The sequence below is a fragment of the Paraburkholderia sp. J7 genome (assembly GCF_905220155.1).
GTDB lineage: Bacteria > Pseudomonadota > Gammaproteobacteria > Burkholderiales > Burkholderiaceae > Paraburkholderia.
Map to the genome: position 1 here is coordinate 41,574 of NZ_CAJMYZ010000015.1, position 11,906 is coordinate 53,479.

An 11,906-nucleotide genomic window follows, 5' to 3' on the forward strand; every position below is an offset into this window, starting at 1 on the left:
CTCCTTACGACTTTGCCGGAGACGTCGCCGCGGACGTGACCGAGACACCCGAGGCGGCAACGGGCGCGGCCGTATCCGCCGCCACGCGTACCGCCACCCCGGCCTGCACTTTTTGCAGCCCGCTCACGATCACGCGATCGCCGTCCTTCAGGCCGCTCGTGACGATCCACTGGTCCGCATAGGCGCTGTCCGCGCGCACCGCGACCTGCTTCGCGTGCCCGGTTGCATCGACGACCCACACGCTCGCGCCGCCATCCGAAGCGCGCGTGACCGCGAGCTGCGGTACGAGCAGCGCGCTCGCGCTCTCGCCCTCGTCGAGCTGCGCCCGCACGAACATGCCGGGCAGCAGTTCGCCCTCCGGGTTCGGGAAGACCATGCGCAACGTCACCGAGCCCGTTGTCGCGTCCACTGTGATGCCCGAGAACTGCAGCACGCCCGCGTGAGCGTAGGGCGTGCCGTCCTCCATCACGAGTTGCACGGCCGCGCCCTCGCCTGAGCGCTTGAGGCGGCCCGAGGCAAATGCCTTGCGCAAGCGCAGCCAGTCGGCGCTCGAACGCGTGACATCGAGGTACATCTGGTCGTACGCCTGAATGGTCGCGAGCGCCGTGGTTTGCTCGGAGGTCACGAGCGCGCCTTCGGTCACCGAAGAAGCACCGATACGGCCTGAGATAGGCGCCGTGATGCGCGTGTAGCCAAGATTGATCCGTGCTGATTCGAGCGACGCGCGGTCCGCGATCACGTCGGCTTCATCCTCGCGCACGGCAGCGATCGCATCGTCGTTGTCCTGCGCGCTCACGGCGTTGATCTTCACGAGTTGCGCGTAGCGGTCGGCCTTCGTCTTCGCGGAAGCGAGCGTGGCCTCGGCCTTGGCGAGCGTGCCGCGCGCCTGGTCGTAGGTCGCCTGGTAGGTGGCAGGATCGATCTGGTAGAGCACCTGGCCGGCCTTCACGTCCGAGCCTTCGACGAAGAAACGCTTCTGCACGATGCCGCCAATCTGCGGGCGTACATCCGAAACCTTCAGCGCCGAAAGCCGGCCCGAAAGCTCGGCCGTCATCACGATGCGTTGCGGCGCAAGCGTCTTGACGCCGACTTCAACGCTCTGGCCAGCAGGGCCAGCGGAGTGAGCGGGCATCCCGGCGTCGTGACCTTGACAGCCTGCAATCACAATTGCGGTCGAGCACAAAAGCGCGGCGCTCAAGCGGCGGCTTTTCCTGCTCCATCCATCTCTTGCATCAATCTGTTGTGGCATATATCCCATCGAATCGCGCATTGGAACACGGACAGGCGCGAATGAATTGACTCGCACTACTAAGCGGTTGAAATCGTGCGGCTCAGCATGCTGAGGCCTCAGTGCGCATTACCTTCCAACCCTAAATCCCATGTTCCCGATCACATAACTAAACTGAACGGTATGGTTTATAATAGAACGATTAATGGCTGTCAATTACATTACCCGGTCACGAATGTTTCCATTCGTGACCGGCCGGTGTGTTGAGTGGACGCTCGCGTCCCAGCCAGGAGAGCGAGTCAGGGAGGGAGACTGCATGAGAAAGAAGACGGAAGAAAAGCGCCAATCCATCATCGAAGCCGCGCTGGAGGTGTTCCGGGACGAGGGCTTCGAGCAGGCGTCGATGACGCAAATCGCGGCGCGATCAGGTGCGTCGAAGGCGACGCTCTATAGCTATTTCGAGTCGAAAGAGGCGTTATTTGCTGAAACAATGACGAGCCGCGCCGGAACCGAAATCCGCGATGCCTTCAGTCAACTGACACTCGATTTGCCACTAGGCGAGTCGCTCGTCGCGTTCGGGCTCCACTACCTGAGCGCCGTGCTGCAGCCCTCTTTTCTCGCGATACGCCGCCTGTGCCATCAGGAGGTCGACCGCTCGAACGTGGGCCGGATCTTGTACGAATCGGGGCCGAAACAGGGCTTGAAGCACGTGCGCGACTTTCTGGCGAGTGCGATCGAGTCGGGCGCGATCCGGCCTTGCGACACGGGCGTCGCGGCGCACCATCTGCTGGCGCTTCTCGAGGCGGAACTGGTCGAACTCGCGACGCTCGGCTATGAAGTGAAAACCTCGCGCGCGAAATTGCTGCAGGTCGTGAACCGGGCGGTCGACGTATTTCTCGCGGGCTACGCGGTGGGGGCGCCACAAGCGAAGCAAAACGGCCCGCTGAACCCGCAATGATCGCGGGCTTCGCTAGCGCGTGTGCCTGTCAGCAAGGTGCAACATGCGGAATCATTGCAGCCTGCCCATGCAGCACGCCGGCTTCGTCGATCAGTTGCCAGACCGTTGCGCGCTCGATCCAGAAGCGCTGCCCCGACTTCGTGATGCGGATGCCGCGATAGTCTTTCACGAAGCCTTCGCGCGTCACCGAATCGAGGAATGCCTGCCGCTCACTGCGCTCGGGCGCCTGCGCCGAAAGACGCGAAGGCAGCGCCGTGATTTCGTCCCAGTCGTAGCCGAAAATCGCCTGTGCGCGGCGATTGCCATACATGAACACGGGGTCTTCCTGCGTGCCGTGCGCAAGCAAACCGAACGGCGCGCGCTCATAGAGCCAAGCCGCGCCTTCTCCGTCGCTCATGCCTTCGGGCACGAGCGCAACGCCCAACAGGCGGCGATAGCTATGTGCGAGAAGGCGAAAAAGTTCGGTATCCGTGTACGGTGACATTCAGACTGGCTCCTTCGAATTGAGCGGTTGCGCGTTGCGCAATTCTATCAACCGTGCGCCAATGCGTGTCCGTTGTTCCCGCGTAAGCGGGCTTTCCCGCCGCGCGCCTCATCGCGCACAACAGATATTTATTTCGGATTCCATATTATTATTCAAAATCCTTCTTATCAGGAATAAGCCTGTTCGATCAGGTGTTATGCCTTCCAGATCGCCGTTTTCCTTAACGCGGCGGTTGCAACTTTCGAAGGGCTACGCAATTGAAAGGCAAACCAAGATCGCTGCGACGCCGGCTTTCCCTGTTGTACATGCCGTGGCTGGCCCTCATCGCCATTCCAACCTACGACAGAATCGATCCCATGTGGGACGGCATGCCGTTCTTCTACTGGTATCAACTATTCTGGCTCCTCGGTGGCTGCGTGATTACCGGCATTGTTTTCCTCGCGAGCGACGCGGTCGCTTCGAACGAAACGTCAACGCCAGTCCCAGACTCCGCTGCCGAGTTCCCCATGGATGCGCCCCCTCCCCTTTTCGCCGAGCTTCATTTCGAGGCGTTTGAATGGGAAGCAGATCTCTAGTCGGGCAGGCCCGCGTAACAGGCAAACGAGAAGAGTATCGTGGGTGAGTCAAGCCAGCCGTGCGCATTCATATTTGCCAGAACCGGCTGGAATAAATGGCTTGCTCAAGCTGTTCTGTGCGATGCGGCGCGCGGCGGTTATCGTGCTCGGCAATTTTCATTTTCGTTTCGATATCGTGTGATTCGCATGACGTTCGTCGTCCTTCTCGTCGCCATTGCCATCGCCCGCTGTTTCGCCGCGCTCAACTGGCGGCGCACGAGTCGCGCGCTGTATGCCGCTGCGTTCGCGCTGTTTCTTGCTGTCGGCTGCGGCCCCGTTCCCGCGTGGCTGCTGACGAACCTGCAATCGGCCTATGCGGTGCATCCAACGGTGCAATGGAGCAAACGAAACGCCATCGTCGTGCTCGGCGCAGGCACACAAAAGATCCCCCGTGCCGGGGTCGTCGAGCCGGGGATATTCTCGTACTCGCGTATCGTTGAAGCCGCCGCGCTCTATCGTGATTGCCGAATGACAGGCGCGGACTGCAAGGTCATCGTGAGCGGCGGCGATCCGCGCCATAACGGCGAGTCAGAAGCTTCGGTGTATCGAGCCGCGTTGCTTCGGCTCGGCGTCGAGTCCGCCGATGTGCTCAGCGAGCCCGACAGCATGAACACATGGCAAAACGCCCAGTTCACCCGCGCCTTGCTGCAGCGATACCAGCCGGACGAAATACTGCTGGTGTCGTCGGCCATCCATCTGAAGCGGAGCACGCTTTATTTTTCGCACTTCGGTGTCGACGCCATTCCGGTGCGTGCCGACTATCTACGCGCCGTTCTGTCGCCACTGCCGCTTTCGTACAACTTCGTGATCGCCGATATTGCGCTCCATGAATACGCTGGTATTGCGCGTTACACGCTCTACAACATGCTGGGCCTGAAAGCTGCGTAACGGAAACGATGCCAAACGGCGACAGCCACTTTAATAAGCATTCCACATTAAGTTGCAAAACCCCGCGATGCACAGCAGCACAGGCTTTCAGAATGACTCGCGAATAGTCGGACTTTTTTTAGCAATCGCAATGTCCCGGCGCGGCTCGAAAACGATGTCGGCAACGGCTTACGTATGACGAAAGACGACGTAATGCGCCAATACTAAAGAAGGTCCCGCGCGAGCCGTAATAAGGGGGTCGGCGCGCCATGCGCCCTGCGTTTTCAGTCATCTGCCCCCTATGAAACTCAGCCGCAAGATTCCCCTCGCTTTCGCCGCGTCTCTCACCCTCATGTCGGCGGGGGCGTTATACGGCATCCACACGCTCAATCAGGCCATCGATACCTATCGCACCACCGTGCAGGACGCCGCCGCGAACGAGCGCATGGTGTCGGCCACGCTCGTCGAGTTCAAGCTGCAAGTGCAGGAGTGGAAGGACACACTGCTGCGCGGCAAGGACCCGCAAAAACTCGATCGTTACTGGAGCGCATTTCAGAAGCGAGAGCACACCGTGAACGATCTCGCCTCCGCGCTCAAAACGAAGCTGCCCGATGGGGAGGCGCGCGCCCTCGTCGAGCAGTTCGCCGCGGCGCACGAGGCGATGGGCCAGGGGTATCGCAAGGGCTTCGAGGCGTTCAAGGCGGCGGGCGCCGACCCCGTTGCGGGCGATACCGTGGTCGCCGGTGTCGATCGCGCGCCGGCCCAACTGCTCGACCGCGCCGCGCAGACCATCGCCGCCACCAACGCAGAGGTGGCCGCACAGGCCGCGGTGCAAGCCGCGCACGCCACCGTCGTGAGCGCCGTGCTCATGGTGGTCGCGTTCGTGCTCGCGCTGGCGGGCGGCGTGCTGTTCAGCCGTACGGTCACGCGCCCGCTGGGGCGCGCGGTGGGCTTTGCCCGCGAGGTCGCCAACGGTGACCTTTCGACCGATCTGCATGCGCGGGGCGACGACGAAACCGCGGAACTGCTCACGGCGCTCGCGAAAATGCAGACAAGTCTCGCGCGCGTAGTGAGCGAAGTCCGCGCCAATGCCGAAGGCGTCGCGACCGCGAGCGCGCAAATTGCCTCCGGCAACCAGAATTTGTCCTCGCGCACCGAAGAGCAGGCCGCGTCGCTCGAAGAAACCGCTGCGAGCATGGAAGAGCTCACGTCGATCGTGCGCATGAACGCCCAGAACGCGCAGGAGGCCACCTCGCTCGCGGGCACGGCGGCACAAACCGCGGCGCGCGGCGGCACGGTAATGCGCGGCGTGGTCGGCACGATGCAGTCCATCGCCCATAGCTCGAGCAAGGTCGGCGAGATCATCGGCTTGATCGACGGCATCGCGTTTCAAACCAACATTCTTGCGCTCAACGCAGCCGTCGAAGCGGCGCGTGCGGGTGAACAAGGCCGCGGCTTCGCCGTGGTCGCGGGCGAAGTCCGCACGCTCGCGCAGCGTAGCGCGAACGCGGCGCGCGAGATCAAGACGCTCATCGAGCAGTCGAAGGAACACGTCGAAAGCGGATCGTCGCAGGTGGCCGACGCCGGCCAGATCATCGACGAGATCGTCGAGGCCGTGCAGCGGGTCTCCGGCACCGTTCAGGACATTTCGACGGCCTCGCGCGAACAGTCGACGGGCATCGAACAGGTGAACATCGCCGTCACGCAAATGGACGAAGTCACACAGCAGAACGCGGCGCTCGTGGAGGAAGCATCGGCGGCGGCGCATGCGCTGGCCGAGCAGGCGCACGCGCTGCGCGAGACTGTCGCCGCATTCCGGCTCAGGGACGCCGCCATGGCCTGATTTCGCGCATACAAAGCGCCGCTTCGGGGGCCATAACCGCTATGGCATGTCTGGCATCTTGCTCGCGAGGCTGACTCCGGTGGATCGCGAGCGTAATATACGCGAGGCTATATCGAACGACACCGGCCCGGAGACTCACACATGGATATCGCGACCGCCCCCGCCTCAATCGACAATGCCGTCGAGCCAGGCGCTCCGCTTCAACTCACGGGCAGCCTCGTGCATCCGATGTCCCTGTCGCTCGAAGCGCTGCGGCAATATCCGGCCGTGACGTGCCCGGCGTTCGATCTGCGCTGCTACACCACGCAGCGCTTCATCCGCACTGTCGCGCCCTACCGCGGCGTGCGCTTGACGGATCTGCTCCGTCAAGCGGAACTGCGCAACGACGTGGACGGCGACTTCAAGCGCATGGTCTTTCTCGCGGTCGGCCACGACGGTTACTTCGTGACGTTCTCCTGGCACGAACTGTTCAACACGCCAGCAGGCGAGCAGGTGGTCATCGCTTACGAATGCGGGGACAAACCGCTCGACGCGCAACATGGCGCCCCTGTGCTCTTCTCCGGCGCCGATCTCGTACCGGCGCCGCGCCACGTCAAACGTCTCGCGCGCATCGAGGCTCGCGTGCTCGCGCTCTGAAACTTCTCCATCCGCGCTCATACCCCTATTTCGTGAGGCGTTAAGCCGCACGAAATGTTCACGCGTGGCTTGCCATCAAATCTTACGGAATGTAAACTTCACGTAAGCTTTGGATTTGGAACGCGTCTTCCCGGGGTTCTGTCGAACTTCCGGCCAATCCATCGATTATTTAGTCATCCTTTATTTCACCATCAAGGAGAAAAGCGTGATCACATACTTCAGCCGACTCAACGCCACGTTTGCCATTGCCGGCCTCCTCATGATGGCGCCGTTTATGGCCATGGCGCGCATGCCGGCGCCGACCGCCTCCCCGCATGGCGACTCCATCGCCAAGAACCGTTTGTCGAACCGCGCCGCAAATGACGAGCATCGCACCAGCGAACCCGATGCAAGTGAATCGGCTGGCAAGTAATAAGCGGTCCTGATCGAACTGCACCTCACAAAAAAACGTAAAAGCCGTGCCTAACTCGCGCAAATCCCCGGCACGGCAACCTTCTGAAAAATGTGTGGCGATGCGATCACCGAAGAAGGATAGGCGGCCAGGCTCGACCTGAACCCCGGATGAGAGAACGCCGCCCGAAAATGCGCGGTCGATTCCCAGACCGCGTAATTCATATAGGCCGGATGCGCCCCGAGGGCGCGATGGAGTTGCGTCGAAATGAAGCCCGGTTGCTGCTTCATGAATGCGGCGTCGTCGTGCCAGACCTCGAGAAACTTCGCCTCATCGGCCAGATCGAGCGTAAAGACGTTCACGAGCACAACGGGCTCGGCGTCAATGGCAAGTTGATGCTCGATCGGGCAAGCAGGATCAAGCGGTCGTAATTGCAGCATGGTGCACTCCTGGTTCTGGAAGCATGATGTCAACCCGTCATGGGCAATTTATAGTAAATTGACATGATGATGTCAATTTAGAAATAAGGTGACATATGCATGAACCTGTGAGAACACCGGCTGGCGAACTCCTGTCAAGCATCATGCTCGATCTCTTCCGGCTCAATAGCGAGCTGCTCACCTCCGGGGACCGCCTCGTCGAGGGCCTCGGGCTCACGAGCGCACGCTGGCAAATGCTGGGCGCCATCAGTGCCGCGGAGCGGCCACAGCCGGTGGCGTGGATCGCTCGCGATCTGGGAGCCAATCGGCAGAACGTGCAACGGATCGTCAACGACCTCGCCAACGACGGTCTGGTGCGCTTCGAGACAAACCCACACCATCGTCGCGCGCAGCTGGTCATACTGACCGACGAGGGCCGTCAGGCATTCGAAGCTGCCATGCGTCTTCAGGCCCCCTGGGTCAACCGCCTGGCCGAGGGCGTGACGGTCAGCGAGATCAAGGCCGCGCATCGCGTCTTGATGAAACTGCAGGTGAATCTCGACGACATGGACGCAGCCGCTGACACGGATTGATCGCCCTGGGCCACTCGCGCACGCAATGTGCTACCAGCATGGGATCGTTCCCAGGCGGGCGCCGGGACATCGATGGATCCATCCGCCAGGCGAGGCCCACGCATGTCGACAATTGCCCTCATAGCCGTGACCGTCACGGTGACGCTCGTCGTCATCCTGGTCATCGCGAACCTCACGAGCGGCGAGAAGAAGATCGAGCACAAGATCGAACGGCTCTACGCCAGCGACAGTCCGCAGTTCATCCGCTCGATGGGGCTGCTGCTCGGACCACCCGTCCTGGGAGGCAATCGCTTCGAGGCGCTGGTGAACGGCGACGCAATCTTTCCGTCGATGCTGGAGGCCATCCGCTCGGCGCAGCACACCATCACCTTCGAGACCTTCATTTACTGGTCCGGGGCGATCGGCGAGGAAATCGCAAGCGCGCTGGCCGACAAGGCGCGCGCGGGTCTTGCCGTGCATGTGCTGCTCGACTGGGTTGGCTCCTCGAAAATGGACAAGCGCTACCAGCAAATGCTGCGCGAAGCGGGCGTGCAGCTCGTGCTGTATCACAAGCCGCACTGGACCGGTCTTGGCCGCATGAACGACCGCACGCACCGCAAGCTGCTCGTGATCGACGGGCGCATCGGCTTTACGGGCGGCGTGGGGATCGCCGACGAATGGACCGGCCACGCGCAGGATGAGAAACACTGGCGCGATACGCACTTTCGCGTGGAAGGCCCGGCGGTCGGGCAGATGCAGGCCGTCTTCATGGACAACTGGGTCAAGTCCACAGGCAACGTGCTGCACGGCCCGCAATATTTTCCAGCGATCGACGCCGCGGGCAATGGCCTCGCGCACATGTTCAGCAGTTCGCCTTCGGGGGGCAGCGACGACATGGAGCTGATGTACCTCATGGCGATCACCGCCGCGACGCGAACCATCCACTTGTCGACGGCGTACTTCGTGCCGGACAAACTCACGATCAACGCCATTGTCGAAGCGGCGAAGCGCGGCGTGAAGGTGCGCATCATCACGCCCGGCAAGCACATCGACACCCACACGGTGCGCGAGGCGTCGCGCGCATGCTGGGGCGATCTGCTCGCGGCGGGCGTTCAGATGTACGAGTATCAGCCGACGATGTTCCACTGCAAGCTGATCGTCGTTGACGAGTATCTGGTGTCGGTCGGCTCGACCAACTTCGACAGCCGCTCGTTCAAGCTCAACGACGAAGCCAATCTCAACATCTATGACCGCGATTTCGCGCGCCAGCAGACCGCCATTTTCGATGCCGACGCTGCGCTCGCGAAGCGCATCACACTGGACGACTGGCGCCGCCGGCCGCTGCGCGAAAAGCTGCTGGAGCACGTGGCCGCCCTGCTCGATTCGCAACTGTGATCCGCGTTGACGATGCCTGTCCCGCCTGCACGAGCGCCGCGGGCCATTCGACAACGAAGCGAAGATCGCCGACAATCGGTGCCCTACATCCGGCAGTCAATAGAACAGTCAGAAAAAGGGGACCGCAACCCATGCTGCACATCGAGGATCTGGCCACGCCGCCGGAGGGATTTCTGCGCGACGAGCCGGAGGGGGCGGCGTTTTACGAGGCCTTTCAGACGGCCCGGCTGGACGACTTCAGCTTCGGCTATTTCGCGGTGTACCGGGACAGCACGCTCGTGACCGTGGCGCCCTACTTCGTGATGAATTTCCGGCTCAATACGCTGCTTCCCAGCGGCTGGCTGAAAAACAGTTTGAGCTGGATCCGCTTCAAGCTCGCCTGCATCGGGCATCCGACCGTGGACGCAGGCCGCATCCAGGGTGAAGTCTCGCAGGAAACGCTCGCGGCCATCAGCACGGCGCTTGCGAAGAAAGGGAGCCTGCTCGCTTACAAAGGTTTCGCCGAGGATTTGCCGCTGCGCGGCTTCGTGGCGGCAAAAGGCCTGCCGGTGCCGGTGCTGTCGATCGGCCCGGACTACTACCCGGCCATGAAGAGCGATCGCAGAAACCTGCTCAAGCGCAAGCTGAAGAAAGCGGCGGCACTGCGCTATGAAGAATGCGCGGGGCTGCCCGATCATCTCGTGGCCAAAGTGCATGCGCTGTATCTGAACACCTGGCAAAAGGCCGAGTTGAAGTTCGAGAAGCTCACGCCGGAGTATTTCGCCAATACCCGCAGTTTGAGCCATTATCTGCTGTACTTTCTGGGCGACGAGCTGATTGGCTTCACCCAGTTGATCGGCAAGGGACGGCACCTCGTCAACCGCTATATCGGGCTCGACTACGCGAAGAGCCACGAATACGGCTTGTATTTCGCCATGTTCATCCGCACGGTCGAATTCGGCATTCGCGAAGGCTTCGAGGAGATCGAACTGGGCGCCACGTCCTATGAGTTCAAACGCATTCTGGGCGCGCGCCAGATTCCCACTTGGAATCACTACCGGCACAACAATACGCTGGTCAACTGGCTGCTCGGCAAACTGCGCGGCGTGCTGGAACCGTCGGAGTCCGAACTGCGTTAGTGCGCTGGGAACATGGGCGCGGTGCGCCCCAATGCCAGCAACACGCGTTACAGGCGATAATGTGCCGAACGCAATCGATTGAGAAACGGAGTAAGGATGAGCAAGCAAGGCTTCACCACTGGCATCGTTCACGGCGACAGGATCGCGGGCACCGAGCACGGCGGCGTGCGCCAGCCGATTCATACGTCCGTGCAATACGGTTTCGAGCGCGTCGAGGACCTGATCGGCGTGTTTCAGGGCACGAAGAAAGGCGGCTTCAACTACGCACGGCAAGGCACCCCCACGACCGCCGCGCTCGAGCGCAAGATCACGAGCCTCGAAGGCGGCACCGGCACGGTCTGCTTCAGCACCGGCATGGCCGCGATCACGGCAACCTTCCTCACGCTGCTGCGCGCGGGCGATCATCTCGTGTCGAGCCGTTACGTGTTCGGCAACACCAACAGCCTGTTCGGCACATTGCGCACGCTCGGCGTGGAAGTCACGACCGTCGACGCCTGCGAGGCCGAGAACGTGAAGAACGCCATCCGCCCGAATACGCGCATGGTGTTCGTCGAAACCATCGCGAATCCGGGCACGCAGATTCCCGACCTGCAAGGCATCGGCGAGCTGTGCCGCGAGCGCGGCATCGCCTACGTCGTCGACAACACGATTACCTCGCCCGCGTTGTTCCAGCCGAAGGCGGTCGGCGCGAGCCTCGTCATCAACTCGCTGACCAAGACCATCGCGGGCCATGGCGCCGCACTCGGCGGCGCGGTGACGGACACGGGCCTGTTCGACTGGAGCGCGTACCCGAACATCGCCGACGACTATCGGCGATCGCCTGCGAAGGATCAGGGGCTCCTGCAGATCCGCAAGAAGGGCCTGCGCGACATGGGTGCTTCCTTGTCTTCGGAGCAGGCGCACGCCATCGCGATGGGCGCGGAAACGCTCGCCCTGCGCGTGAAGCAAAGCAGCGACAACGCACTCGCGCTCGCGCAGTTCCTCGAGGGCCACGCGGCCATTGGCAAGGTGTTCTATCCGGGCCTCAAGAGCCATCCGCAATACGAGGTCGCACAGGCGCTGTTCAAGGGCGCGTCATGGCTGCTCTCGTTCGAATTGCTCAACGCGGAGCGCATGATCGACGTCGTTAACGCGCTCGAGCTGCCGATCAAGGCAACCGGCCTCGGCGACACGCGCACGCTCATCATTCCCGTTGCGCCGACAATCTTTTTCGAAGCCGGCGCAGAAACGCGCAAGGCGATGGGCATTTCCGACGGCATGCTGCGCCTTTCGGCGGGCATCGAAGATATCGACGACCTGATCGCGGACTTCTCGCAAGCGCTCAAGCTGGCGGCCTGACGCCTCGCGTGTCGCTTTCGTGAAAAGGGCCAGCCCGCGCTGG

Annotated in this window: 14 protein-coding genes; 11 read left to right on the forward strand and 3 right to left on the reverse strand. The window is 62.0% G+C overall.

The features are described from left to right. Nucleotides 1-4: 4 nt before the first annotated feature. Complete coding sequence (locus U5A58_RS23720) at nt 5-1,258, reverse strand: efflux RND transporter periplasmic adaptor subunit (RefSeq protein WP_415774283.1); 1,254 nt, start codon at nt 1,256-1,258, stop codon at nt 5-7. Nucleotides 1,259-1,544: 286 nt separating this feature from the next. Here U5A58_RS23720 and U5A58_RS23725 point away from each other — a divergent pair, with 286 nt between their 5' ends. Continuing rightward, nucleotides 1,545-2,186 (forward strand): TetR/AcrR family transcriptional regulator, encoded by a 642-nt coding sequence (locus tag U5A58_RS23725; RefSeq protein WP_321913373.1) that lies wholly within the window; start codon nt 1,545-1,547, stop codon nt 2,184-2,186. A gap of 28 nt (nt 2,187-2,214) precedes the next feature. Here U5A58_RS23725 and U5A58_RS23730 read toward each other — a convergent pair whose 3' ends face one another. Then, complete coding sequence (locus U5A58_RS23730; RefSeq protein ID WP_321963269.1) at nt 2,215-2,670, reverse strand: MEKHLA domain-containing protein; 456 nt, start codon at nt 2,668-2,670, stop codon at nt 2,215-2,217. A gap of 257 nt (nt 2,671-2,927) precedes the next feature. Between U5A58_RS23730 and U5A58_RS23735 the strand changes: the two genes are divergently transcribed. From U5A58_RS23735 to U5A58_RS23760, 6 genes are all read left to right on the forward strand, one after another. After that, nucleotides 2,928-3,245, forward strand: a complete 318-nt coding sequence (locus U5A58_RS23735) for a DUF3311 domain-containing protein (RefSeq protein ID WP_321963270.1) — start codon at nt 2,928-2,930, stop codon at nt 3,243-3,245. 43 nt (nt 3,246-3,288) lie between these two features. Beyond that, nucleotides 3,289-3,426: a hypothetical protein gene (locus U5A58_RS23740; RefSeq protein ID WP_321963271.1), complete on the forward strand. Its 138-nt coding sequence runs from the start codon at nt 3,289-3,291 to the stop codon at nt 3,424-3,426. A 5-nt stretch (nt 3,427-3,431) separates the two neighbouring features. Beyond that, on the forward strand, nt 3,432-4,172 hold the full coding sequence (locus tag U5A58_RS23745) for a YdcF family protein (protein WP_321963272.1): 741 nt from the start codon (nt 3,432-3,434) through the stop codon (nt 4,170-4,172). Between the two features lie 280 nt (nt 4,173-4,452). After that, nucleotides 4,453-5,994, forward strand: a complete 1,542-nt coding sequence (locus U5A58_RS23750) for a methyl-accepting chemotaxis protein (protein ID WP_321963273.1) — start codon at nt 4,453-4,455, stop codon at nt 5,992-5,994. A gap of 141 nt (nt 5,995-6,135) precedes the next feature. Beyond that, complete coding sequence (locus U5A58_RS23755) at nt 6,136-6,630, forward strand: molybdopterin-dependent oxidoreductase (protein ID WP_321963274.1); 495 nt, start codon at nt 6,136-6,138, stop codon at nt 6,628-6,630. A 205-nt stretch (nt 6,631-6,835) separates the two neighbouring features. Then, the gene (locus tag U5A58_RS23760; RefSeq protein ID WP_321949471.1) at nt 6,836-7,042 is read left to right on the forward strand and encodes a hypothetical protein; all 207 of its coding nucleotides are present in this window, start codon (nt 6,836-6,838) and stop codon (nt 7,040-7,042) included. 50 nt (nt 7,043-7,092) lie between these two features. Here the strand turns inward: U5A58_RS23760 and U5A58_RS23765 are convergent, their stop codons facing one another. After that, the gene (locus tag U5A58_RS23765; protein WP_321913366.1) at nt 7,093-7,461 is read right to left on the reverse strand and encodes an antibiotic biosynthesis monooxygenase family protein; all 369 of its coding nucleotides are present in this window, start codon (nt 7,459-7,461) and stop codon (nt 7,093-7,095) included. 143 nt (nt 7,462-7,604) lie between these two features. Between U5A58_RS23765 and U5A58_RS23770 the strand changes: the two genes are divergently transcribed. The 4 genes from U5A58_RS23770 to U5A58_RS23785 all read left to right on the forward strand — a co-directional run bounded on the left by U5A58_RS23770 (nt 7,605) and on the right by U5A58_RS23785 (nt 11,863). Next, nucleotides 7,605-8,033: a MarR family winged helix-turn-helix transcriptional regulator gene (locus U5A58_RS23770; protein WP_321963275.1), complete on the forward strand. Its 429-nt coding sequence runs from the start codon at nt 7,605-7,607 to the stop codon at nt 8,031-8,033. Between the two features lie 102 nt (nt 8,034-8,135). After that, nucleotides 8,136-9,407 (forward strand): cardiolipin synthase, encoded by a 1,272-nt coding sequence (gene cls / locus U5A58_RS23775; protein WP_321963276.1) that lies wholly within the window; start codon nt 8,136-8,138, stop codon nt 9,405-9,407. After that, nucleotides 9,404-10,525, forward strand: coding sequence for a GNAT family N-acetyltransferase (locus U5A58_RS23780; protein WP_321963277.1), 1,122 nt, complete (start codon nt 9,404-9,406; stop codon nt 10,523-10,525). Before cls ends, U5A58_RS23780 begins: the two co-directional genes overlap by 4 nt. Before the next feature lie 96 nt (nt 10,526-10,621). Then, nucleotides 10,622-11,863 (forward strand): cystathionine gamma-synthase family protein, encoded by a 1,242-nt coding sequence (locus U5A58_RS23785; RefSeq protein ID WP_321913362.1) that lies wholly within the window; start codon nt 10,622-10,624, stop codon nt 11,861-11,863. Nucleotides 11,864-11,906: the final 43 nt, after the last annotated feature.

What these genes read in the sequence shown, in the direction of transcription:
- U5A58_RS23720 (WP_415774283.1), bottom strand. Translation starts at nt 1,258, where the DNA reads ATGGGATATATGCCACAACAGATTGATGCAAGAGATGGATGGAGCAGG.
- U5A58_RS23725 (WP_321913373.1), top strand. Translation starts at nt 1,545, where the DNA reads ATGAGAAAGAAGACGGAAGAAAAGCGCCAATCCATCATCGAAGCCGCG.
- U5A58_RS23730 (WP_321963269.1), bottom strand. Translation starts at nt 2,670, where the DNA reads ATGTCACCGTACACGGATACCGAACTTTTTCGCCTTCTCGCACATAGC.
- U5A58_RS23745 (WP_321963272.1), top strand. Translation starts at nt 3,432, where the DNA reads ATGACGTTCGTCGTCCTTCTCGTCGCCATTGCCATCGCCCGCTGTTTC.
- U5A58_RS23750 (WP_321963273.1), top strand. Translation starts at nt 4,453, where the DNA reads ATGAAACTCAGCCGCAAGATTCCCCTCGCTTTCGCCGCGTCTCTCACC.
- U5A58_RS23755 (WP_321963274.1), top strand. Translation starts at nt 6,136, where the DNA reads ATGGATATCGCGACCGCCCCCGCCTCAATCGACAATGCCGTCGAGCCA.
- U5A58_RS23765 (WP_321913366.1), bottom strand. Translation starts at nt 7,461, where the DNA reads ATGCTGCAATTACGACCGCTTGATCCTGCTTGCCCGATCGAGCATCAA.
- U5A58_RS23770 (WP_321963275.1), top strand. Translation starts at nt 7,605, where the DNA reads ATGCTCGATCTCTTCCGGCTCAATAGCGAGCTGCTCACCTCCGGGGAC.
- cls (WP_321963276.1), top strand. Translation starts at nt 8,136, where the DNA reads ATGTCGACAATTGCCCTCATAGCCGTGACCGTCACGGTGACGCTCGTC.
- U5A58_RS23785 (WP_321913362.1), top strand. Translation starts at nt 10,622, where the DNA reads ATGAGCAAGCAAGGCTTCACCACTGGCATCGTTCACGGCGACAGGATC.